Genomic DNA, 22173 nt, shown 5'->3' with positions numbered 1-22173 from the left:
TTCTTAGGTTCTACATCGAACTAAAAGTAGGTGTAGACGTACACAGGCGTTAACTGTTTTGAGTGGAGGCTCTTAAAGCCTCAAATCAGGGTGGCAACGCGGGTAATCCCGTCCCTTTTTCGCAAGCGCGGAAAAGGGACGGGATTTTTTGTGGTAAAAAATGGTTTATTTCGTTAGGAGGAGTTTGAGATGAGTATGAATGCCCCTCGTGGTACGCAGGATATTCTGCCTGGTACATCTGAAAAATGGCAGTATGTAGAAGAACAATTAGCTGACCTATGCCGTCGCTATCATTATAAAGAAATCAGAACACCGATTTTTGAACATACCGAGCTTTTCCAACGAGGTGTCGGAGATAGTACAGACATCGTCCAGAAGGAAATGTACACGTTTGAAGATCGTGGAGGAAGAAGCATTACCTTACGACCAGAAGGGACAGCTTCTGTCGTTCGTTCTTTTGTCCAGAATAAAGTCTACGGTTTGCCAAATCAGCCGACCAAATACTTCTACATGGGGCCTATGTTCCGTTATGAGCGACCTCAACAGGGAAGAATGAGGCAGTTTGTGCAGTTTGGTATTGAGGCTTTAGGCAGTGATGATCCAGCTATTGATGCAGAGGTGCTTTCTCTTGCTTTAAACTCTTATAAAGAACTAGGGCTGAAGTCGCTGAAACTAGTGGTCAACAGTCTCGGTGATAAAGAAAGCAGGGAAGCGCATCGAGCAGCTTTGGTCCGTCACTTCGATCCACACCGCGAAGAACTTTGTGCAGATTGTCAAGTCCGGCTTGATCAAAATCCGCTTAGAGTTCTGGATTGTAAAAAGGATCGTGAACACCCGGCAATGGAAACAGCACCGTCCATTCTTGAATATTTGAATGATTATTCCAAAGATTACTTTGAACAAGTAAAACAATACTTGGATGTGATGGACATTGATTACTTTGTCGATCCAAACCTTGTACGCGGACTCGATTATTATAACCACACAGCTTTTGAAATTATAAGTGAAGCGGAAGGTTTCGGTGCCATCACGACATTGAGCGGCGGTGGTCGCTACACAGGTCTAGTTCAGGAAGTGGGCGGTCCTGAAACATCAGGAATCGGTTTTGCCATGAGTATCGAGCGGTTGTTGATGGCTTTAGAAGCGGAAAGCGTTGAACTCCCGACTGATGAGGGATTGGATGTGTTTTTTGTTTCCCTTGGTGATGAGGCGAATCGTGCCGCAGTTAAGTTAACAGATGAATTACGGCGTGCCGGCATTCAAGTGGACAAAGATTACTTAGGGAAAAAAATGAAAGCTCAGTTTAAAGCAGCTGATCGTCTTGGTAGTAAATATGTACTTGTTCTCGGAGATCAGGAACTCGAGAACGGGGTCATTAATGTGAAAAACATGACATCAGGAGAGCAGCAAGAGGTTCCTCTTGGTGAGATCATCGACCATATGAAGAAAGAACTGACAGGAGGCAAATAAGATGGAACGAACAAAATGCGGATCTTTGCGTAGAGATCATCTTGAGCAAGAAGTAACACTTAAAGGATGGGTACAAAAACGCCGCGATTTAGGTGGTTTGATTTTCATCGATTTAAGAGATCGATCCGGCTTAGTACAGGTGGTTTTCAATCCTGAGACTTCAGGTGAAGCATTGGAGAAGGCGGAAAATGTGCGCAGTGAATATGTCCTTGAAGTTAAAGGGACTGTTGTGGCCCGTGACGCTCAAACCATTAATACCAACCTTGGCACAGGAGAAATTGAAGTAGCTGCCAAGGAATTGACGATTCTTAACAAAGCGAAGACACCACCATTCATGATTGAAGATCAATCAGAGGTATCCGAAGACCTTCGACTTAAATACCGCTACTTGGATTTGAGAAGAAAAGAAATGCAGGAGACGTTTAAAATGCGTCACCAAACGACCCAGTCGATCCGTAATTTTTTGAATGAAGAAGAATTTTTGGATATGGAAACACCAATGCTGACGAAGAGTACACCGGAAGGGGCGCGTGACTATCTTGTTCCAAGCCGGGTTCATGAAGGTGAATTCTATGCATTGCCTCAATCTCCTCAGCTCTTCAAACAATTGTTGATGATGTCAGGGTTCGAGAAGTATTACCAGATCGTCCGCTGTTTCCGTGATGAAGACTTGCGCGCTGACCGTCAGCCTGAGTTCACGCAAGTGGATGTTGAGACGTCATTCATGTCAACGGAAGAGATCATGTCCTTGACGGAACGTATGATGAAGCGCGTCATGAAAGAAGTGAAAGGCCAGGATATCGAAACCCCATTCCTTCGTATGCCTTATGATGAGGCGATGGAACGGTACGGTTCCGACAAGCCCGATACCCGCTTCGGTCTTGAATTAGTGAATCTTTCTGAAGATGTAAAGGATTCAGGTTTTAAAGTGTTTAGCGGAGCGGTTTCTTCAGGCGGCCAAGTAAGCGCCATTAATGTGGAAGGAAAAGCTGATGAGTTTTCCCGAAAAGATATCGATAAGATGACAGAAGATGTCAAAGTCTATGGAGCAAAAGGGTTGGCATGGTTAAAAGTGAAAGACGGAGAGTTCAATGGACCGATTGCTAAATTCTTCTCTGAAGACGAGGCTTCTTCAATGAAAGAAAAAATGGCAGCAAAAGATGGCGATCTCCTTCTCTTTGTAGCAGACCAGACTTCCGTTGTTCATGACAGTCTTGGAGCTTTACGTCAAAAGCTTGCCCGTCGATTAGACTTGATTGATGAGACGAAGTTCAACTTCCTTTGGGTAACGGACTGGCCTTTATTTGAGTATGATGAAGATGAAGGACGTTATCACGCCGCGCACCATCCGTTTACAATGCCTGCAGGCGGACGTATGGATGAACTGAAGAAAAATCCAAAAGACGTCCGTGCAGAAGCTTATGACATCGTCCTCAACGGGTATGAGCTTGGTGGAGGTTCCCTGCGTATCTTTGAAAAAGAAATGCAGCAGGAAATGTTTGAGGTGCTTGGTTTCAGCCAGGAGGAAGCAAATGAACAGTTTGGGTTCCTTCTTGATGCATTAGAATACGGTACACCGCCTCACGGGGGAATTGCCTTTGGCCTGGACAGGCTCGTCATGCTTTTAGCCGGTCGTACGAATTTGCGTGATACTATTTTGTTCCCTAAAACAGCTTCCGCTCAAGATCCAATGACGAACGCTCCGGGACCTGTAAGTGAAGCGCAGCTGGATGAACTTCACCTTCAGCTGAAGCCATCTAGTCAGTCTGACTCAGATGAATAAAATGTGTGGGTTAATTGTTGATTCTATTTAGGTTATATGCTAAGATTACATTACAAAATTAAAGAGACCAATCCTGATGTGTACGTTGTTCGAATGTACGTTTTGACCGAACATTTTTGATACGGGAGCCTGGTGTTTCTATATGGAATGCACGCCTCATAACCATCACTGATGGGAGGACGCAAGAAATGTAGAACAGGGCACCCACCTGCCTAGAGCGGGTTCAAAACTCATGATACGACGGCACAATTGGGATTGGTTTTTTTAATTGCCATTAATCCAAAAGGATTTTACATATGAATTGAACAAAAAAGCGTTTCCCGGATAGGGAAACGCTTTTTTTCATGGTCCTGTGAATGGTGGAACAAACATGTGTGTAGATATGATTTTTAGGCACATCCTCCAGCCAAAGTGGCCTGACACTCATGCCTCTATTCTATTTAGCGGGCAAGGTTTTCAAGATTTCCGTTTTTCTCCATACGAAATTGAGGTCGGTAAGCATGTTCAGAATCATCAAACATCACCATTTTTCTAGCACGGTCCATGATCTGAATCAAGGCCTGATAATCTTCTGTCATGGCTTCAAGCTGCCCATTTAATTGCTGGTTTTGTTCGATTAACTCTTTATTCTGACGTTCTAGTTCAGAGAGTCGGTTCTGGAGAGATCCTGAACTCTTACTCTCTTGTTTCAAGTTCGTCAAATAAGAAATGATGTCTTCTAAACGAAGCTCAGGCTGAGTTGGATTCTCTTCCTGGGTCTTAGATACGACAGGCTCAGGAAGTAAGTAGTCGTCATCCTCTTGTTCTGCCTGGTACACAACGGGAGCCTGCGGTCTCTGATAGACAGGCTGCTGTTTCGCTTCTTTCCGTTTTTTCTCTTTTCGTTGTTTCTTCGCAAGCTCAACGGCTTGTTCATATTTCTGTCGTACTTCTGCATTCCATCTAAACCCGCAAGCTGCTGAGGTGCGGTTTAATATATCTCCGACTTCATCAAAAGCTTTTAATTGTGTACTTCCTTCACGGATGTGTCTCAGAACGGTTTCCGCTAATAAAAGGTCATCTTCATGAGACCAGGCATCTTGTCTTACTTTAGGCATATTCACCACTCCTAATTTTATCTGTAAAGATAATAGTTTGTCAGATTTAGTAGTAGTGTAGCCAAGAAGAACTGGAATTATACTCAAGTAGACTTTTGCTTTTTGATTTTGCTATAAACCTGTTCAAGCGCCTGTTCGAATTTTCCTGTCCGTTTTGGTTCATAGTATTGGCGTGTTCGGATGAGGTCGGGAAGGTATTGCTGGTCCACCCACGCATTCTCGTAGTTGTGAGGATACTTATAATCGATTCCTCTTCCTAGCTTTTCTGCTCCTTTATAATGAGAGTCTTTTAAATGTTGAGGTACTTCTCCGCTTTTCCCATTTCTGATATCCGAAAGCGCTGCATCAAGTGCTTTGTAGGCACTGTTTGATTTTGGTGAGAGGGCAAGTTCCGTCACAGCTACTGACAATGGAATCCGGGCCTCAGGAAATCCGATTCGCTCAGCGGCTTCCACGGCAGAAAGAGCCCTGGGACCTGCTTGTGGATTGGCGAGTCCAATGTCTTCGTATGCAATGACTACTAATCTTCTAGCGATACTATCAAGGTCTCCCGCCTCGATTAATCGGCCTAAGTAATGTAGGGAAGCGTCTACATCACTGCCTCTGATTGATTTTTGAAAGGCTGAGAGGACATCATAGTGTGCATCACCATCTTTATCATGGGAGAAGCTTTTCTTCTGCATACACTCTTCGGCAACCTCTAAGTTGATCTCCACAAACCCATTGTCATCAGCAGGCGTAGAAAAAGCGGCAAGTTCCAACCCGTTCAATGCGGCCCGAAGATCTCCATTAGAAGATTGAGCGAAGTGGTTAAGTGCTTCGTCAGTCATTTGGATGTTCATTTGACCAAGACCCTTTTCACGATCTTCCAGTGCTCTTTGAATGGCCTGCTTCATGTGGTCATCCTCCAGCCTGTACAGTTCAAATAAATGACAACGGCTGCGAATCGCGGGGTTTATGGAATGGTAGGGGTTACTTGTCGTACAGCCAATCATGGTTAAACGATTACTCTCCAGGTGGGGGAGAAGGAAATCCTGCTTTGCTTTATCCAGCCGGTGAACCTCATCAAGGATCAATACGAGCTGCCCGTGCATCTTTGCTTCTTCCACAGCAATTTCCATATCCTTCTTCTTATCCGTTACCGCATTCAACGTTTTATGAGGGATATTCAAGCTTTTAGCAAGTGCGGTTGCCATTGATGTTTTCCCTGTCCCAGGTGGACCGAATAATATCATCGAGGCCAGACGTTCAGCCTTGATCATACGGTTGATGGTTTTTCCTTCGGCAACGAGGTGGGACTGTCCGATAATTTCATCTATATTGTCTGGTCGCAAGCGAAAAGCGAGGGGTTGCTGACTCATAGAACATTCTCCTTTTGACAGTTATGACTGTAAGCGTAGAATGATTTTCAGGAAAATGCAAGGGACTTGCCATTCATGCTATAATAGCGTTTGGTATAATAGAGAGAGGAAGATGACCATGACTCACGAAAAGGGGAAAAAGCGCGGAAATTTTATTCGCTGGAGCTTTTTCTTTATCGGTTTAGTCATTCTGGGGCTTGGCATTTCAATGACAATGCAGGTGAAAGAGTTTGGAATTGGACCATGGGATGTTTTTCATTATGGTCTGTTTCTTCAACTGGGTCTTACCGTAGGGACCTGGTCGATTATTGCCGGATTGCTGATCGTTCTGATAAGTTCGGTTTTACAAAAAATGTGGCCGCAAGTAGGAACGATATTAAATATGATCCTCATTGGTGTATTTATTGATTTCTTTAATTGGCTTTTGCCAGAACCTGAAACATTGATTATGCAATTATTCATATTTGTATCAGGCACGTTCGTCATTGCACTTGGGATTGGTGTTTACGTTGCCCCCGACATTGGTGCAGGGCCACGTGACAGCCTGATGTTATGGATTACAAAGACTACCGGATGGAAAGTATCGACAGTAAGGAATGGAATTGAGATGATCGTAGCCGTGGCAGGTTTCGCCCTCGGCGGCCCGGTGGGAGCAGGGACGGTATTCATCGCTCTGTTTCTGGGTACATTTGTAGGATACACCTTACCACAGGCGAAAACATGGCTACAGTTTTTATTAATGAAGGGTGACATGTATGAAGATATCTACCAAAGGCCGATACGGGCTAACCATCATGATTGAATTGGCAAGGAAATATGGAGATGGTCCTATCTCTTTGAAACAGATTGCAAGAGACAATAACCTGTCTGAACACTATTTGGAGCAGTTGATTGCTCCATTACGAAACGCAAGCCTCGTGAAAAGTGTGCGTGGTGCCTATGGAGGCTATATGCTAACGAAAGCTCCTCATGAGATTACAGCAGGAGATGTGATCCGCGTTTTAGAAGGGCCAATCACTCCTGTTGAAGGTATTGAAAATGAAGAGCCTGCCAAACAAGCCTTATGGAAAAGGGTCAGAGATGCAGTGAAGGATGTCCTGGATACTACGACCCTTGAAGACCTGAAGGATCATGTAGACGACCAGACTCAGGATGCTTACATGTTTTATATTTAATGGTTGGAGGTGACAAGATGAAGTCAATTTATTTGGACCATGCGGCGACTTCACCCGTCCATCCCAAAGTAATCGAAGAAATGATGCCCGTTTATCAAGAGGTATTCGGTAATCCCTCCAGTGTGCATCAGTATGGAAGGAAAGCGCGTCGGATTCTGGATGAAGGGCGCAGAAGAATTGCTCAGGGGCTAGGTGCGAATGAGAAGGAAATTGTTTTTACAAGTGGAGGAACAGAAGCAGACAATTTAGCGATCATGGGTACGGCTAGAGCCAATCGTTCAAAAGGCAAGCATATCATTACCACTTCGATTGAACATCATGCTACATTACATGCAGTTGAATACTTGGAGTCTCAAGACTTTGAAGTCACTTATCTGCCTGTGGATGAGCATGGAATTGTCAAAGTGACTGATGTGAAAAATGCTCTTCGTGAAGATACGATTCTTGTTTCCGTTATGATGGTGAATAACGAAACGGGAGCGATCCAGCCCATTGAAGAAATAGCCGCTGAGTTAAAGGACCATCAGGCATATTTTCATTCTGATATCGTTCAGGCATACGGTCTGATGGATTTGGATGTTTCACAACTTGGGGTCGATTTGATGGCGGTTTCCGGTCATAAGATCAATGGACCGAAAGGGATCGGCTTTTTGTATATCCGTGAAGGCACGTTAATTGAATCTCTTCAATATGGCGGAGAACAGGAACGAAAAAGACGAGCGGGTACAGAAAACATTCCGGCCGTTCAAGGGCTGAAGACAGCGGTTGAGATTATAGAATCCGAGCGTTCGACTTATAAAGAGAAATACCTTCATTATAAGCAGCTCTTCCTCCAGACCCTTAAGGAGGAAAACGTTCCTTTTGAAGTGAACGGATCCCAGGAAGAATCGATCGAATCAATCGTGAACATCAGTTTTCCCGGGATGAATGTGGAAACTCTGCTCACGAACTTTGATTTATCGGGCATTGCTGCTTCAAGCGGAAGTGCCTGTACGGCAGGTTCTGTAGAACCTTCACATGTTCTTTCCGCGATGTTTGGTTCCGACCATCCGAAGACCACCAATTCAATCCGGTTCAGTTTTGGACTTGCAAATAATGAAGAGAATATAACAGAATCAGCAAGGAGAGTCAGCCAAATTATCAAAAGGCTGTCTTGATAAAGGAAGGTGTAAGAAATGAAAGATCCTAAAGATACAAGGGTAGTCGTTGGGATGAGTGGCGGGGTGGATTCATCTGTCGCGGCTCTTCTATTAAAAGAACAAGGCTATGATGTCGTCGGTATTTTTATGAAGAACTGGGATGATACCGATGAAAATGGTGTCTGTACAGCTACGGAAGATTATGAAGATGTCATCCGTGTGTGTAATCAGTTGGATATTCCGTATTTCGCAGTGAATTTCGAGAAACAATATTGGGATAAAGTGTTCACCTATTTCCTCGATGAGTATAAAAAAGGGCGGACACCGAATCCGGATGTGATGTGCAACAAAGAAATCAAGTTCAAAGCATTCATGGACCATGCGATGTCCCTCGGGGCAGACTATTTGGCAACAGGCCACTATGCACAAGTCCGTGAAAATGAGGGCACCTATGAAATGCTCCGTGGAGTGGATCACAATAAAGATCAAACATACTTCCTGAACCAACTATCACAGGAAGTGCTTTCTAAAGTGATGTTCCCATTAGGTCATCTTGAGAAAAAAGAAGTGCGTGCCATTGCGGAAGAGCATGGTCTGGCTACAGCGAAAAAGAAAGATTCTACAGGAATCTGCTTTATCGGGGAGCGTAACTTCAAAGAGTTCCTAAGTGAATATTTACCTGCGCAACCAGGCAATATGGAAACGTTGGATGGTGAAGTGAAAGGGAAGCATGACGGATTGATGTATTACACATTAGGTCAGCGTCAGGGACTTGGCATAGGAGGCGCTGGAGACCCGTGGTTCGTCGTAGGTAAGAATGTAACGGATAATATTCTCTACGTTGGACAAGGATTCCATCATGATGCACTCTACTCTGACGGTCTAATTGCTTCTGAAGCGACCTGGACAAAAGGGATCGTTCCCACCGAATCTTTCACGTGTACGGCCAAATTCCGTTATCGCCAGGAAGATAGCGGAGTGACCGTGTACCCGATGGAAGATGGAAAGTGGAAAGTCATGTTTGATGAACCAGAACGTGCCATCACGCCAGGACAGGCAGTCGTCTTTTATGATGGAGAGGTTTGCCTTGGCGGAGCGACCATTGATGTCGTGCTCAAAGAAGATGAAGCGATCACTTATGTAGGATAAAATAAAAAAAGTCATGTCCGTATCTTTTGGACATGACTTTTTTATGAGTAATACTCTTACGTTACAAATGACCGTGAGAGAGGACGACTCTTTCTAATAGAAGTGTTAAAAGAGAATAGTGAAAGGAGAGTTTTGAAGAATGGATAAACTAAAACAAGGAATTGAACAAATGCAGAACCATAATTATGAGGAGGCGGCCAAGCTATTTACGGAGGCCATTGATGAGAATCCAAAAGAGCCTGTCGGTTATATCAATTTCGGTAATCTTCTGACACATATGAACGATCATGAAAGAGCCGAGCGTTTCTTTCATCGTGCCATTGAATTGGATGATACGGCAGCAACTGCCTATTATGGTTTAGGGAATGTATACTATGAACAGGAAAAGTACACAAAAGCCCAGGAGCAGTTCATTCAGGCGATCCAGCAAGGGTTGGATGAAGCAGATGTGCACTTTATGTTAGGGATGACGTTCATTCATCAAGAATACGTGAAGCTTGCTCTCCCTTATCTATTAAGAGCATCAGAACTCGCTCCGAAAGACGTTGATGTCCAATTCCAATATGGCTTATGTCTGGCTCAAAATGGACAGATTGATCAGGCTGAACAAGTCATGAACCATGTGCTACAATTAGAAGAACAACACAGTGATGCGCATTATAACCTTGGTGTTGTAGCTCTTCATCAGGAGAACGCCGGGAAAGCTCTGGAGCATTTTTCTAAGGCATTGGAAATCAATCCAGAGCATATGCTGGCAGCTCATGCCAAGGGGCAAGTGGAACAAGCGTTAAACGAGTAGAGGAGTTCGATGATCATGACTCAACAATCGCTCTTTCAAGAATCAAATGAGGAACGTCCGTATGTCAAAGGGGAGTTGAGTCGGATGATTTTTCACAATGAATCCGAGCACTTCTCGATCGCTTCCATTCATGTGAAAGAAACGAATGAAGCCTTCGATGAGAAGTCCCTTGTGATTAAAGGTCATTTTTCCCCTTTGGAAGAAGGCGAAACTTATCTATTTTATGGAGAATTCAAAAACCATAAAAAATTTGGGCTGCAATATGAAGTAGACATGTACAACCGTGTCCTGCCGGAAACGAAAGATGGAATCGTCCTCTACTTATCCAGTGACCTTTTCCATGGCATCGGAAAAAAAACGGCCGAACGGATCGTGGATGAGTTAGGAGAGCAGGCGATATCCAGAATATTGGAAAACCGTGAGGTGTTGGATGCTGTCCCGAAGCTGCCTAAAGAAAAAGCGGATCAGCTATATGAGGCTTTGAAAGAGCATCAAGGGTTCGAGCACGTCATGATTCATTTGTCACAATATGGATTTGGTCTTAAGCTTGCCCAAAAAATCTATGAAGCCTTTAAGGATCAGACGATGGCAATTATTGAAGAGGACCCTTACCAGCTCGTCTTCCATGTGGATGGCTTCGGTTTTCATCGAGCAGACGAAATGGCAAAGATGCAGAATCTTTCGCACGACCATCCTACAAGGATTCGGGCGGCGTGCTTGTATATGATGCAAAAGAGTATGAGCTCTGGACATGTCTATCTACCGACAGAAGAGTGTCTCGTCCAGGTTGAACAATTGTTGAATCAAGGGTCTGAGCCTGCCATTACTTTCGAGCAGCTGTCTGAGCAAATGATTCACCTTGGTGAAGAACGATTTGTGTATATCGAAGATGAACGCGTCTACCTTCCGACGCTATACTTTGCGGAAAATGGTTTTTGTAGCCATCTGGAACGTATTCAGGAAAAAGAGGTGGAGGCAGCCCATACGCAGGCGGATTTGATGAAAATCATCGGGGACTTGGAAGAAGAGGAAGCGATGAGTTATGGGGAAGATCAGTTCAACGCCATTGAAAAAGCTCTTCATTCCAAATTAATGATTTTAACTGGTGGCCCGGGGACGGGGAAAACTACAGTGATCAAAGGAATCATCCATACGTATGCAGAATTGAATGACCATTCTATCGATCCAGGTGATTATGATAGTGACAAGCCCTTTCCATTCGTCCTTGCAGCACCCACAGGAAGAGCAGCAAAAAGGATGACAGAATCCACGGGACTGCCTGCAAGCACCATTCACCGTTTATTAGGGTGGGATGGGCATGACTCCTTTGAACGCAATCAGAATAATCCGCTGGAGGGGAGTGTGTTGATCATTGACGAGTTTTCGATGGTCGATATTTGGCTTGCCAATCAGTTGTTCCGTGCCATTCCTGATGGTATGCAAGTTTTACTGGTGGGAGACGAAGACCAACTCCCTTCAGTAGGGCCTGGTCAGGTGCTTGCTGACCTCCTGGCTTCTAACACGCTTCCTTCCGTGAAGTTGACAGAAGTTTACCGTCAAAAGGAAGGTTCGAAAATCATCCAGCTCGCTCATGAAATAAAAAACGATGCATGCACCTCTGCCTCCCTAGAAAAAGACCATGATTTCAACTTTATCCCAGCAAGAGAACATCAACTAAGTGATCTCGTGACAAACATTGTTCAAAAAGCGTTGGACAAGGGGAATGACTTGAAGGATATTCAAGTGCTTGCTCCCATGTATCGAACAGATGTAGGGATCCACAAGTTGAATGAAAGCATCCAGCAGACGATTAATCCGAAACATAAACAAAAACGTGATTTGAAACATTTTGAGGTTACTTATCGAAAAGGGGATAAGGTCATCCAGTTAGTGAATCAGCCTGAAGATGGGGTTTATAATGGAGATATAGGAGAAATCGTAGCCATTTTTCGAGCGGAAGAAAACGTCGATGGTGTCGAGCAGGTAGTGATTGATTTTGAAGGAAAAGAAGTCGTCTATCCAAAAAAAGACTTGAACAGTATCATGCACGCGTATTGTACATCCATCCATAAATCTCAGGGCAGTGAGTTTTCTATTGTTATTCTGCCAATCGTACGAAGCTATCGCCGGATGCTGAGAAAGAATCTGATTTATACCGCTATCACAAGATCTAAACAGTCTCTTATTATTTGCGGTGATCGGGAAGCTTTCCTTGATGGTGTGCGCACGACCGATACGAATACGAGATACACACAGTTGAAAGAGAAACTGCAGGAAGAATCAGCTCCTGAAGTGAACACAGAAGAAGAGGAAGAACAGTTGTCACCATACGATTTTATGTAGGAGGGAACGTTTTGGCTCATTCTATCGGGATGTCTGGAAGTACCATCTTGTCTAATCGAGACCGTCTTCCAGAGCTGTTTGGTAAAGGTTTGCCTCATGTGGAAATAGGAGAGTTTGGGGACAGGGATTCCTATCTCTCCTTTTTACATCTAGCTAGAGAGAACGAGGTTAGTTTTGGTATTCATGTTCCTCACTTCAGAGAAAACAGCAAGTATGATCTTCTGGAGGAAGTGAAAATGAAACCATCTGCCGCCAGGAAGTTGTTTGTAGAAGAAGTCAGGGAAGCAGCGCGATCAGGGGCTTCCTATGTTCTTGTCCATTTTCCCTATTTCAAAGGTGAGATGGAGGCTGCGGTTGAAAAGATAGAGGAAGGACTGCAGTTTTTAAAGCACTTGCAGGATACATATGGGGTTCCAATCGTTTGTGAACCAAAACTCGGTCAAAATCAATCACCTGCAGGTATTCAGTATTTGTACGACTTCCCTATGAATCTCTGGGGAAAATATGGTCTGAGTATCTGTATTGATATGGGGGATTATAGGATTGCAGTTGAAAACAATTGGAGAAAGTATGTAGAACCGCTTCTTCCATTTACGAAAGTCGTACATATGCATAATGTCCGTTTTACGGAGAAGGGATATATTTGGACTCCGATTCATCCGGACTTTGAAAAGCAGGACACTGCTTTTGACATGGCTCCATTTTTAGAACTGCTGGCAAAGGGCAGGGACAAATATTTTATCCTCGAGCACACGCCACATACCAGCCCTTCTGAAGAACAAGTGGATGAAGGGATTGTGTGGGTGATGGAACAACTCAAGTAATGTATGAATCTCATTTTCGTGGACATACTATTTGGTAAAAAAAGGAGTATGTCCGATGAGATGTCCGAACTGCAATAATAAGAACCTAGGAAAAATTGGTAACGAACAATACTACTGTTGGAATTGCTGCCTGGAGTTAACGATTGAAGATGGGAAAATAAATATCAACCAAATTGAGGAAGATGGCAGTCTAAGCTCTTTGAATGATATTTTTTATCAGCAAGGATCTTGATGATTCATGAGTGATCGCTCCTCGAAATGGTTACGGAGATTCACCATCTTTTTTATCATCTTACTTTCTCTCTTACTGTTAGCCTGGTTGTTCCCTTATTATGACGGTGTGCTAATTGTCATGGGGAAAGTGCTGCTGCCGTTTTTGCTTGCTCTCGTTTTATCCCTTTTGCTGCATCCACTCGTGCACATGATCGAGGACCTTGGCCTGTCCCGCACAGTCAGCATACTTGTCATTTTTGTGCTGTTCTTTTCCTTGACGGCCTTTGGTTTATATAAGGGTATTCCACGTTTGCTGGATCAATTAAAGCTTTTAAATGAGCACTTGCCTTCCTTGGTTGAATCCTATCAGAATTGGACCAAGCAGCTTTATGCGCAAACAGAAAAATTGCCGGATGGTCTGCATCATGAAGTGGATGCACGCTTTGCAAGCTTTGAAGAATGGGTAAGCGGAAGAGTCTTGGCGCTGCTCGCTGGTCTTAGCGGAATCTTTAATATGATTGTTCTGCTAGCTGTTGTGCCTGTGATGACGTTTTATTTTCTCAAAGACTATAAGAGCATCGGGAAAGCTCTGGTTTTACTACTCCCTTCCAAATGGCATGAGGAATCCAAGCGGTTGGTCAGAGAATTGAATGATTCTCTTGGAGGCTATATCCGGGGGCAGCTATTGATTAGTTTATTCGTTGGTGTACTAGCTACCGCGGGGTTTTGGTTCATTGATTTACCTTACCCTTTAGTCTTAGGGTTAATTGCCGGACTTACGAATATCATCCCCTATTTTGGACCTCTTCTTGGAGCGGGTCCTGCGGTCATTGTTGCTCTTACTGTCAGTGTGAATACTCTCCTTTTCACATTAGCTGTCATCCTGGTCATTCAACTGGTCGAAGGAAACCTTCTCTCTCCATACATCATGGGGAAGAGTATCCATATCCACCCCTTGTTCATCATCCTGGCCTTACTGGTTGGCGGAGAAGTGGCAGGGATCCCTGGACTGATTTTAGCCGTTCCTGTGTTGACCTGTTTAAAAGTAGTAGCCTCTGAAATCCGTACAGGAAGGTTAAACATTGACAGATGAAGATCAGTTATCTATAATTACGCTTAGCAAAGACTATAAGGACGAAAGAACACGATGAAGGAAAAAAGTAGGCGATTTTCTCATGTTCAGAGAGGTGCGTTCCAGGCTGAAAAACGCATTGCATGAAGGTTGTTGAAAGCTATTCCAGAGTGCGGTTAATTCCCGCCGGGGTCATGCCACGTTACAGGCATTCAAGCTGATAGACTTGATTGTCTATAACCAGGGTGGTACCGCGGAAACGAAACCCCGTCCCTGCCGAATTAAAGGCAGGGGCGGGGTTTTTTTGTTCCTCTTCGTCTGGAACGGTCTCTATACTATTGAAGTAATTGAGGAGGTTATTAACAAATGAAATCATTAACATCAGCGGAAGTCCGTCAAATGTTTCTTGACTTCTTTAAAGAAAAAGGACATAGCGTAGAACCAAGTGCGTCACTTGTCCCTCACGAAGATCCTACACTTTTATGGATCAATAGTGGAGTGGCCACATTAAAAAAGTATTTTGATGGCCGTGTCATCCCTGAAAATCCTCGAATTGTAAACGCGCAGAAATCTATCCGTACGAATGATATCGAAAACGTAGGATTCACGGCGAGACACCACACTTTCTTTGAGATGCTCGGTAATTTTTCTATTGGAGATTATTTCAAGGAAGAAGCAATGGAATGGGCCTGGGAATTCCTTACGAGTGACCAGTGGATTGGGTTCGACCCGGAAAGGCTGTCTGTTACCGTCCACCCGGAAGATGATGAGGCTTACCAAATCTGGAAAGATAAAATCGGTCTGGATGAAGAGCGCATTATCCGTATTGAGGAAAATTTCTGGGATATCGGAGAAGGACCAAGTGGGCCGAATACAGAGATCTTTTATGACCGTGGAGAGAAATACGGGAATGATACAAGTGATCCGGAATTATACCCTGGCGGAGAAAATGAGCGCTATTTAGAAATCTGGAATCTTGTCTTCTCTCAATTCAATCACAACCCTGATGATACTTATACACCACTTCCTAAGAAAAACATTGATACAGGGATGGGACTTGAGCGTATCGTTTGTGTTATTCAAGAAACAGAAACGAACTTTGAGACAGATTTATTCCTTCCAATTATCAAAGCAACGGAAAAAATGGCGGATAAAAATTATGAAGACAGTTTTGATACAGATGCTTCCTTCAAAGTAATTGCAGACCATATGAGAACCGTGACTTTCGCAGTCAGTGATGGAGCCCTGCCTTCGAATGAAGGACGTGGTTACGTTCTGCGCCGCCTGCTTCGTAGAGCGGTACGCTTTGCCAAGCAGATCGGAATTGACAAACCGTTCATGTATAAGCTGGTTCCTGAAGTCTCTAAAATCATGGTTGACTTTTATCCGGAAGTGAAAGAAAAAGAAGCATTCATTCAAAACGTCATTCAGACAGAAGAAACACGTTTCCACGAAACATTGAATGATGGGTTGCAGATTCTTTCCAGCATCATCAAACAGGAAACAGAGAAGGGAAGTAACGTGTTCCCCGGAACGGAAGTCTTCCGTTTATATGATACGTATGGCTTCCCTAAAGAGTTGACGGAAGAGTATGTAGCGGAAGCTGGCTTCACTATTGATGAAGAAGGTTTCCAAAACGAGATGCAAAAGCAGCGGGAGCGCGCGCGCAGCGCCCGTCAGAAGACGGACTCTATGCAAGTTCAGGATGGTGTGCTGGGTGACGTTCATGTCGACAGTGTATTCGTAGGTTATGATACCCTTCAAGTTGAAACGGAAATTGTGGAACTGATTAAAGGGAAAGAGTTCAATGGATATGCCGAAGAGGGCGACACGGTTTATCTATTCCTATCGCAGACACCTTTCTATGCGGAGAGTGGTGGTCAAATCGCTGACCGTGGTTTCCTAAAAACGGAATCTGCTGTCGTTGAAGTCACCAATGTCCAAAAAGCGCCCAATGGTCAGCATATGCATGAAGCGGTAATTAAACAAGGTTCTATAGAAAAAGGAGCCGCAGTGAAGGCAGAAGTCGAACAAAGTGGACGTTCCTTTATTGTTAAAAACCATACAGCTACTCACCTTCTGCATCAAGCTTTAAAAGATGTGCTTGGCGAACATGTGAATCAAGCCGGTTCTCTCGTAGCTCCAGATCGCCTGCGCTTTGACTTTTCTCACTTTGGTTCTGTAACGAACGAAGAGATGGAGAAAATTGAGGCCATCGTTAATGAAAAAGTATGGCAGTCCATGCCAGTTTCCATTGAGATTAATTCTATTGAAGAAGCCAAAGCCAAGGGAGCGATGGCCTTATTCGGTGAGAAATATGGCGACACAGTCAGAGTTGTGCAGGTTGGCGATTACAGCCTTGAGCTGTGCGGGGGCTGTCATGTTATGAACACCGCCGAGATCGGCTTATTCAAGATTATTTCAGAGTCCGGAATTGGTGCTGGCACCAGAAGGATCGAGGCTGTCACAGCTAAGGATGCGTATATGTATATGAATGGCAAAGAGGCATTGCTGAAAAAAGCCGGTGAGCAGCTGAAGACGAAGCCCGATCAGGTTCCAGAACGAATAGAAGTCCTTCATAAAGAAATGAAAGACCTTCAAAAAGAAAATGAATCGCTAAGTGCGAAACTTTCGAACATGGAAGCCTCCAACATCCTGGATGAAGTGGAGGAAGTTAACGGTGTGAAGGTTCTTGCTAAGCAAGTGGATGTAAAAGATATGAATGCTCTCAGAACCATGGTTGATGATCTGAAACAGAAACTTGACTCCGGAATGATTCTTCTAGCGGCTCCGAATGGAGATAAAGTTCAATTGATTGCAGGAGTATCGAAGGATTTAGTAGAAAAAGGATACCATGCAGGTCAATTGATTAAAGAAGCAGCTACACGATGTGGAGGCGGCGGTGGAGGTCGTCCTGACATGGCCCAAGCGGGAGGTAAAGACGCTTCTAAAATTCCAGAGGCACTTGAATATGCCAAGGAATACGCAAGTCAAAACGCCTAGTTTTTCCTATCGAAGAATTAGGTATATAATAGAGTAAATACTACAAAGTGCGAGGTGACTGTAATGAGTTCAATGGATAAAACGATGAGGTTCAACTTCTCTGAAGAACCGTTTGATCAAGATGTCCGATCCGTACTTCTATCTGTTTACGGAGCATTACAAGAGAAAGGGTACAATCCGATCAACCAGATTGTCGGATATTTGCTTTCAGGCGACCCTGCATACATTCCTCGTCATCAGGATGCCAGAAACTTAATCCGCAAGATTGAGCGGGATGAGTTGATTGAAGAGCTGGTTAAATCTTACATCAAAGAGAATAAAGAGGGCATTGAATGAAAAAAATAGGATTGGATGTGGGCGAAAAAACGATTGGCATCGCCATTTCGGATGCTTTGGGCTGGACGGCCCAAGGCCTCACCACACTCCGTTGGGACGAGCAGGACTACAATACGGCTAAAGAGCCGCTAAGAGAAGTCATACGTGACCATGACGTGACGGAAGCAGTCGTAGGGTTTCCAAAGAATATGAATGGTACGGTCGGCCCAAGAGGAGAAGCGAGCCAGACTTTCGCCTCATGGCTGGAAGAAGAATTTCATCTCCAAACACATCTATGGGATGAGCGCTTAACAACAATGGCAGCTGAACGCGTGCTGCTGGATGCAGATGTCAGCAGAAAAAAACGGAAAAAAGTCATTGATAAAATGGCCGCTGTCATGATCTTGCAAAGTTACTTGGATTCGAAACAATAAGGAGGACGTTTTAATATGGCACTAGAAAAAGAAGAACGTATCATCATTCCTGATGAAAATGGGGAAGAGCATTTATTTGAAGTTTTGTTCACCTTTGATGTAGAACAAACCGGACATTCTTACATTGCAGTGGTCCCTGCTGAACAAAAGGATGGCGAAGAAGTAGAAGTCTTCGCATTCCGTTACGAAGAAAAAGGGAACGAAGAGGATGACCTTGCTCTCTTCCAAATCGAATCCGATGATGAATGGGAAATGGTTGAAGAAATGTTGAACACGTTGACAGATGAAGATTTGACGTAATGCCAAAAGCCTGTAGCGATCAGCTGCAGGCTTTTGTTATACCTTAAGATGGAACACTATATTTCTTCGATTTGACTCACGAACGCTTGTAGTAAAACCTCGGAATACGCTAGTCCTTGTAGAAAATTAAGGGAATATGTAGAAAGATTCTTTCACTTTATAGTATAATGAACCGGATGAAAGGGGGAAGTCCGTTTGTCTAATTCTGACTTTAAAAATCAATATAAAAAAAGATTGAAAAATAGAATAGAGGAAGCAAGTAAAGTGAGGAAAATCGTGTCAATCATTCTCACGGTCCTGATTCTTGCTCTTTTGATCGGCGGAGTTTCTGGCTATTTATACGTGAAGTCTGCTTTAGAGCCTGTAGAGCCAGGGAATGATAAACAAATCAATGTCGATATCCCTTTAGGATCTTCAACATCTTCGATAGCAAGTATCCTTGAAAAGAATGATATCATCAAAAACGACTTGATTTTCCGTTTTTATACAAAATTTAAGAATGAATCTGGTTTCCAAGCGGGAAATTATCAGTTCACATCTTCCATGACACTGAATGAAATTATTGAGACCTTAAAATCAGGTAAGCTGGTGAAAGAACCTGTGTACAAAGTGACTGTCCCTGAAGGGCGTAACCTGGAGCAGATCGCTGAAGTTTACGCAGAAGACTTACCATTTACTAAGGAAGAGTTCATGGAAAAAGTGAATGATGAATCTTATGTGAAAGAAAAGATGTCTGAATATCCTCAGCTATTGACAGAGGATATATTGAATGAAGAAATTCGACACCCATTAGAAGGGTATTTGTTTGCTGCGACCTATGACGTCTATGTCGAAGATCCAACCATCGATCAGGTTGTGAAGAAAATGCTGGATAAGACACAGGCTGTGGTCCTTCCTTACGTCAATCAGATGGGGAACCTTGAAGGGCTTGAGAATGTGCATGACCTCGTCACGATGGCATCTCTTCTCGAAAACGAAGCGCGTACAGAAAAAAGCCGTAAAATGATTTCCGGCGTGTTTCAAAATCGTCTGGGTAAAGATATGAAGCTTCAAACAGACCCCACCGTGCTTTATGCCCATGGCGAACATAAAGACCGTGTCCTGTATGAAGACCTTGAAATCGAATCTCCATATAATACCTATTATATAACCGGACTGCCAGTCGGGCCGATTTCAAACTTCAATGAGAACTCTCTTCAGGCAGCTGCGAAACCAGAAGAGCATGAGTTTTTCTATTTCCTTGCTGATAGCAGTGGAGAGATCCATTACGCGAGTTCACTGGAAGAACATAACCAACTGAAAGATAAGTATATTAATTAACATGTTTTTAGAAGGAATGCAAAAAGATACTCGCATTCCTTCTTTTTTTTATGTTAAAATAGTGGGGTTGTAAACCGGATGTAAAAATGAATGGAAGGGTGAAACTCGGTGAATCAAGAAGAATATTTGCAGTCATTGCTTTCAGAGCCTTCCAAAGATGTAAAGAAAATGGAATCCGAAGCAGAAAAACAGCGCGTACCAATCATGGAACCGTTAGGAATCGATTTTCTCATGCAGCTTCTCAGGATCCACCAACCAAAAAAAATCCTGGAGATTGGCACAGCTATTGGTTATTCAGCGCTTCGAATGCTGGAAGCTTGCCCAGGTAGTCATATAATAACGGTCGAACGTGATGAACAGCGATATAAAGAAGCCTTGAAGAATATTAAGGCTATGAACGCAGAGGAACAGATCCATGTCATACACGGCGATGCGCTAGAGGTAGCATCTACCATTGAAAAAGATGGTCCGTTTGATTTATTATTTATCGATGCAGCGAAGGGGAAGTATGAAGAATTTTTCCATCTGTATTCCCCGATGGTATCCGATCAAGGCGTCATTCTTTCTGATAATGTACTATTTAAAGGGTTAGTGGCTGACGATTCAGAAGCAAGCCCAAGAATGGCGAAGATCGCTGGTAAGATCCGGAGATTTAATGAATGGCTTGTCCAGCATCCTGATTATAATACAACCATTGTGCCCATCGGAGACGGGGTTGCAATTACGAAAAAGAAACATAAGCACAAATAATTAGATAAGAATGAAATGGATGAAAGGAGCACCCAGGAGCATGAGTGATAAACCAGTAGTGATTGGAGTAGCGGGAGGATCAGGATCAGGGAAAACGAGTGTCACTCGTTCGATCATCCAGCGCTTTACAGATAAGACGTTATTAATGCTAGAACAGGATTATTATTATAAAGATCAAAGTGATGTACCGTTCGAGGAGAGGTTACAAACAAACTATGATCATCCTCTAGCTTTCGATAATGACCTTCTCATTGAGCATTTGGAACAATTGCTTGAACAAAAGCCTGTAGAAAAACCGGTCTATGATTATAAGATGCATACCCGTTCAGATGAAACCATTCATGTCGAACCTAAAGAAGTAATTATCGTTGAAGGGATTCTTGTCCTGGAAGATGAACGTCTCAGAGATCTCATGGATATAAAAGTTTTTGTAGATACAGATGCAGACGTAAGAATTATCCGCAGATTAATGAGAGATATTAATGAGAGAGGCCGTTCACTTGACTCTGTCATCGAACAATATATCAACGTCGTTCGTCCTATGCACTTGCAATTCGTAGAACCGACGAAACGGTACTCGGATATTATTATCCCAGAAGGTGGACAAAACCACGTGGCCATTGATCTTATGGCAACGAAGATCCAAACGGTTCTCTACGAAAAAGGACAAACAGTGACGAAAGAAAATAGTTGAAATACTACCAAAAATCTGGCATAGTTTTCACTAGTAGTTCTAAATCATAATGTCCTCGGGTAAAGTATAGTTAATTATCTTTAATGAGCGTACAGTCGTACTGCTCATTTCCTATATTAAGGACATCATTTTTTCTTGTATTTAAAGGAGTGTATTTGGACCATGGCAGAAGAAAAAAGTTATTATATGACGGAAGAAGGTAAACAAAAGTTAGAAGAAGAATTGCATCACTTAAAAACTGAGCGACGTAAAGAAGTAGTCGAACGGATTAAAATCGCTCGTGGTTTCGGAGACCTATCTGAGAACTCAGAGTACGATGCAGCTAAAGATGAACAAGCATTTGTAGAAGCACGCATTACACAAGTGGAAAATATGATTCGAAATGCAGTCATCATTGAAAATGATAATGCGAATCCCGACACAGTGACAATGGGTAAATCTGTAACGTTCCAAGAGCTTCCGGATGGAGATGAAGAAACATACACGATTGTCGGAAGTGCAGAAGCTGACCCTTTCGAAGGCAAAATCTCAAATGACTCTCCAATGGCTCAAAGCTTAATTGGACATGTTGTAGGTGACAAGGTCAAGGTCGCGACACCAGGCGGGGAGATCGACGTAAAAATCATCACAGTCGAATAATAAAAAAGACAGGGGTTTCCCCCTGTCTTTTTTTATGCCTACATACGGCTCATCTTAAAGTATATGGCAGGATTGTGGAAGACTCAGTTTCGAGATGTTTTCGGGTTCCGTTACCTTATTGGGCGTCGGGGATGGCTGGGAAGCTACTCGCTTTCCTGTGGGGGGAGTGGCGAGCTTCCTCGGGCTACGCCCTGCGGGATCTCGCCGATCTCCTTTCTCCCACGGGAGTCTCGCAGCTTCCCAACCACCCCATCAGATGAAGGGGCTAACGAACCCCTTTCCCAAGTAGGATG

Annotated in this window: 22 protein-coding genes, 1 other RNA gene and 1 other annotated feature (1 of these 24 only partly in view); of the genes, 20 read left to right on the top strand and 3 right to left on the bottom strand. The window is 43.6% G+C overall.

Going from position 1 to position 22173, the window contains the following annotated elements:
* Positions 1-119 (top strand) — a binding site (T-box leader); it begins 99 nt to the left of the window's first position.
* A gap of 70 nt (positions 120-189) precedes the next feature.
* The 3 genes from hisS to ssrS all read left to right on the top strand — a co-directional run bounded on the left by hisS (position 190) and on the right by ssrS (position 3513).
* Positions 190-1470: a histidine--tRNA ligase gene (gene hisS / locus VKA52_RS02465; RefSeq protein WP_326314058.1), complete on the top strand. Its 1281-nt coding sequence runs from the start codon at positions 190-192 to the stop codon at positions 1468-1470.
* Position 1471: 1 nt separating this feature from the next.
* Positions 1472-3253 carry an aspartate--tRNA ligase gene (gene aspS / locus VKA52_RS02460; RefSeq protein ID WP_326314057.1) on the top strand — a complete coding sequence of 594 codons (1782 nt, stop codon included), beginning with the start codon at positions 1472-1474 and terminating at the stop codon, positions 3251-3253.
* 67 nt (positions 3254-3320) lie between these two features.
* Positions 3321-3513, top strand: a non-coding RNA gene (gene ssrS, locus VKA52_RS02455) — 6S RNA.
* Between the two features lie 180 nt (positions 3514-3693).
* Here ssrS and VKA52_RS02450 read toward each other — a convergent pair.
* Both VKA52_RS02450 and VKA52_RS02445 read right to left on the bottom strand, forming a co-directional pair.
* Positions 3694-4350 (bottom strand): RsfA family transcriptional regulator, encoded by a 657-nt coding sequence (locus tag VKA52_RS02450; protein ID WP_160915175.1) that lies wholly within the window; start codon positions 4348-4350, stop codon positions 3694-3696.
* A gap of 83 nt (positions 4351-4433) precedes the next feature.
* Positions 4434-5711, bottom strand: a complete 1278-nt coding sequence (locus tag VKA52_RS02445) for a replication-associated recombination protein A (protein WP_326314056.1) — start codon at positions 5709-5711, stop codon at positions 4434-4436.
* A gap of 118 nt (positions 5712-5829) precedes the next feature.
* Here VKA52_RS02445 and VKA52_RS02440 point away from each other — a divergent pair, with 118 nt between their 5' ends.
* From VKA52_RS02440 to VKA52_RS02400, 9 genes are all read left to right on the top strand, one after another.
* A complete protein-coding gene (locus tag VKA52_RS02440; RefSeq protein WP_326314055.1) occupies positions 5830-6513 on the top strand; it encodes a YczE/YyaS/YitT family protein in 684 nt (227 codons plus the stop codon).
* A complete protein-coding gene (cymR, locus tag VKA52_RS02435) occupies positions 6467-6886 on the top strand; it encodes a cysteine metabolism transcriptional regulator CymR (protein ID WP_089652624.1) in 420 nt (139 codons plus the stop codon). The genes VKA52_RS02440 and cymR overlap by 47 nt, the downstream gene beginning before the upstream one ends.
* Positions 6887-6903: 17 nt before the next feature.
* Complete coding sequence (locus VKA52_RS02430; RefSeq protein ID WP_326314054.1) at positions 6904-8043, top strand: cysteine desulfurase family protein; 1140 nt, start codon at positions 6904-6906, stop codon at positions 8041-8043.
* An 18-nt stretch (positions 8044-8061) separates the two neighbouring features.
* Positions 8062-9174: a tRNA 2-thiouridine(34) synthase MnmA gene (gene mnmA / locus VKA52_RS02425; protein ID WP_206945783.1), complete on the top strand. Its 1113-nt coding sequence runs from the start codon at positions 8062-8064 to the stop codon at positions 9172-9174.
* Positions 9175-9313: 139 nt separating this feature from the next.
* The gene (locus VKA52_RS02420; RefSeq protein ID WP_160915165.1) at positions 9314-9973 is read left to right on the top strand and encodes a tetratricopeptide repeat protein; all 660 of its coding nucleotides are present in this window, start codon (positions 9314-9316) and stop codon (positions 9971-9973) included.
* 15 nt (positions 9974-9988) lie between these two features.
* Positions 9989-12316 (top strand): SF1B family DNA helicase RecD2, encoded by a 2328-nt coding sequence (gene recD2 / locus VKA52_RS02415; RefSeq protein WP_160915163.1) that lies wholly within the window; start codon positions 9989-9991, stop codon positions 12314-12316.
* A gap of 11 nt (positions 12317-12327) precedes the next feature.
* Positions 12328-13140, top strand: a complete 813-nt coding sequence (locus tag VKA52_RS02410) for a TIM barrel protein (RefSeq protein ID WP_326314053.1) — start codon at positions 12328-12330, stop codon at positions 13138-13140.
* 55 nt (positions 13141-13195) lie between these two features.
* Entirely contained in the window at positions 13196-13372 is a 177-nt protein-coding gene (locus VKA52_RS02405) for a hypothetical protein (protein WP_202412508.1), read from the top strand.
* Positions 13373-13378: 6 nt separating this feature from the next.
* Complete coding sequence (locus VKA52_RS02400; protein WP_326314052.1) at positions 13379-14446, top strand: AI-2E family transporter; 1068 nt, start codon at positions 13379-13381, stop codon at positions 14444-14446.
* A gap of 181 nt (positions 14447-14627) precedes the next feature.
* Here the strand turns inward: VKA52_RS02400 and VKA52_RS02395 are convergent, their stop codons facing one another.
* Positions 14628-14801 (bottom strand): hypothetical protein, encoded by a 174-nt coding sequence (locus VKA52_RS02395; RefSeq protein WP_326314050.1) that lies wholly within the window; start codon positions 14799-14801, stop codon positions 14628-14630.
* Between VKA52_RS02395 and alaS the strand changes: the two genes are divergently transcribed.
* The 8 genes from alaS (at position 14792) to greA (ending at position 21880) form a co-directional block, all read left to right on the top strand.
* The gene (gene alaS / locus VKA52_RS02390) at positions 14792-17428 is read left to right on the top strand and encodes an alanine--tRNA ligase (RefSeq protein ID WP_326314049.1); all 2637 of its coding nucleotides are present in this window, start codon (positions 14792-14794) and stop codon (positions 17426-17428) included. The two genes, VKA52_RS02395 and alaS, sit on opposite strands and share 10 nt — an antisense overlap.
* Before the next feature lie 63 nt (positions 17429-17491).
* Positions 17492-17764, top strand: a complete 273-nt coding sequence (locus VKA52_RS02385; RefSeq protein WP_160915156.1) for an IreB family regulatory phosphoprotein — start codon at positions 17492-17494, stop codon at positions 17762-17764.
* Complete coding sequence (ruvX, locus tag VKA52_RS02380; protein WP_146812767.1) at positions 17761-18177, top strand: Holliday junction resolvase RuvX; 417 nt, start codon at positions 17761-17763, stop codon at positions 18175-18177. Before VKA52_RS02385 ends, ruvX begins: the two co-directional genes overlap by 4 nt.
* Positions 18178-18192: 15 nt before the next feature.
* Entirely contained in the window at positions 18193-18477 is a 285-nt protein-coding gene (locus tag VKA52_RS02375) for a DUF1292 domain-containing protein (RefSeq protein ID WP_089652614.1), read from the top strand.
* 195 nt (positions 18478-18672) lie between these two features.
* Positions 18673-19797, top strand: coding sequence for an endolytic transglycosylase MltG (gene mltG / locus VKA52_RS02370; RefSeq protein WP_326314047.1), 1125 nt, complete (start codon positions 18673-18675; stop codon positions 19795-19797).
* A 168-nt stretch (positions 19798-19965) separates the two neighbouring features.
* A complete protein-coding gene (locus tag VKA52_RS02365; RefSeq protein ID WP_326314141.1) occupies positions 19966-20547 on the top strand; it encodes an O-methyltransferase in 582 nt (193 codons plus the stop codon).
* A gap of 40 nt (positions 20548-20587) precedes the next feature.
* Positions 20588-21241 (top strand): uridine kinase, encoded by a 654-nt coding sequence (udk, locus tag VKA52_RS02360; RefSeq protein ID WP_160915150.1) that lies wholly within the window; start codon positions 20588-20590, stop codon positions 21239-21241.
* A 162-nt stretch (positions 21242-21403) separates the two neighbouring features.
* Complete coding sequence (gene greA, locus VKA52_RS02355; protein WP_160915148.1) at positions 21404-21880, top strand: transcription elongation factor GreA; 477 nt, start codon at positions 21404-21406, stop codon at positions 21878-21880.
* The last annotated feature ends 293 nt before the right edge of the window (positions 21881-22173 follow it).

It is taken from the genome of Halobacillus sp. HZG1 (assembly GCF_035818575.1).
Classification (GTDB): Bacteria; Bacillota; Bacilli; order Bacillales; family Halobacillaceae; genus Halobacillus; species Halobacillus litoralis.
This window is presented reverse-complemented; position numbering and strand designations above follow the sequence as displayed.

Excerpts from the sequence above, each read along its gene's own strand:
- hisS (WP_326314058.1), top strand. The coding sequence starts at position 190 with ATGAGTATGAATGCCCCTCGTGGTACGCAGGATATTCTGCCTGGTACA.
- aspS (WP_326314057.1), top strand. The coding sequence starts at position 1,472 with ATGGAACGAACAAAATGCGGATCTTTGCGTAGAGATCATCTTGAGCAA.
- VKA52_RS02450 (WP_160915175.1), bottom strand. The coding sequence starts at position 4,350 with ATGCCTAAAGTAAGACAAGATGCCTGGTCTCATGAAGATGACCTTTTA.
- VKA52_RS02445 (WP_326314056.1), bottom strand. The coding sequence starts at position 5,711 with ATGAGTCAGCAACCCCTCGCTTTTCGCTTGCGACCAGACAATATAGAT.
- VKA52_RS02440 (WP_326314055.1), top strand. The coding sequence starts at position 5,830 with ATGACTCACGAAAAGGGGAAAAAGCGCGGAAATTTTATTCGCTGGAGC.
- cymR (WP_089652624.1), top strand. The coding sequence starts at position 6,467 with ATGAAGATATCTACCAAAGGCCGATACGGGCTAACCATCATGATTGAA.
- VKA52_RS02430 (WP_326314054.1), top strand. The coding sequence starts at position 6,904 with ATGAAGTCAATTTATTTGGACCATGCGGCGACTTCACCCGTCCATCCC.
- mnmA (WP_206945783.1), top strand. The coding sequence starts at position 8,062 with ATGAAAGATCCTAAAGATACAAGGGTAGTCGTTGGGATGAGTGGCGGG.
- VKA52_RS02420 (WP_160915165.1), top strand. The coding sequence starts at position 9,314 with ATGGATAAACTAAAACAAGGAATTGAACAAATGCAGAACCATAATTAT.
- recD2 (WP_160915163.1), top strand. The coding sequence starts at position 9,989 with ATGACTCAACAATCGCTCTTTCAAGAATCAAATGAGGAACGTCCGTAT.
- VKA52_RS02405 (WP_202412508.1), top strand. The coding sequence starts at position 13,196 with ATGAGATGTCCGAACTGCAATAATAAGAACCTAGGAAAAATTGGTAAC.
- VKA52_RS02400 (WP_326314052.1), top strand. The coding sequence starts at position 13,379 with ATGAGTGATCGCTCCTCGAAATGGTTACGGAGATTCACCATCTTTTTT.
- alaS (WP_326314049.1), top strand. The coding sequence starts at position 14,792 with ATGAAATCATTAACATCAGCGGAAGTCCGTCAAATGTTTCTTGACTTC.
- VKA52_RS02395 (WP_326314050.1), bottom strand. The coding sequence starts at position 14,801 with ATGATTTCATTTGTTAATAACCTCCTCAATTACTTCAATAGTATAGAG.
- VKA52_RS02385 (WP_160915156.1), top strand. The coding sequence starts at position 17,492 with ATGAGTTCAATGGATAAAACGATGAGGTTCAACTTCTCTGAAGAACCG.
- ruvX (WP_146812767.1), top strand. The coding sequence starts at position 17,761 with ATGAAAAAAATAGGATTGGATGTGGGCGAAAAAACGATTGGCATCGCC.
- VKA52_RS02375 (WP_089652614.1), top strand. The coding sequence starts at position 18,193 with ATGGCACTAGAAAAAGAAGAACGTATCATCATTCCTGATGAAAATGGG.
- VKA52_RS02365 (WP_326314141.1), top strand. The coding sequence starts at position 19,966 with ATGGAATCCGAAGCAGAAAAACAGCGCGTACCAATCATGGAACCGTTA.
- udk (WP_160915150.1), top strand. The coding sequence starts at position 20,588 with ATGAGTGATAAACCAGTAGTGATTGGAGTAGCGGGAGGATCAGGATCA.
- greA (WP_160915148.1), top strand. The coding sequence starts at position 21,404 with ATGGCAGAAGAAAAAAGTTATTATATGACGGAAGAAGGTAAACAAAAG.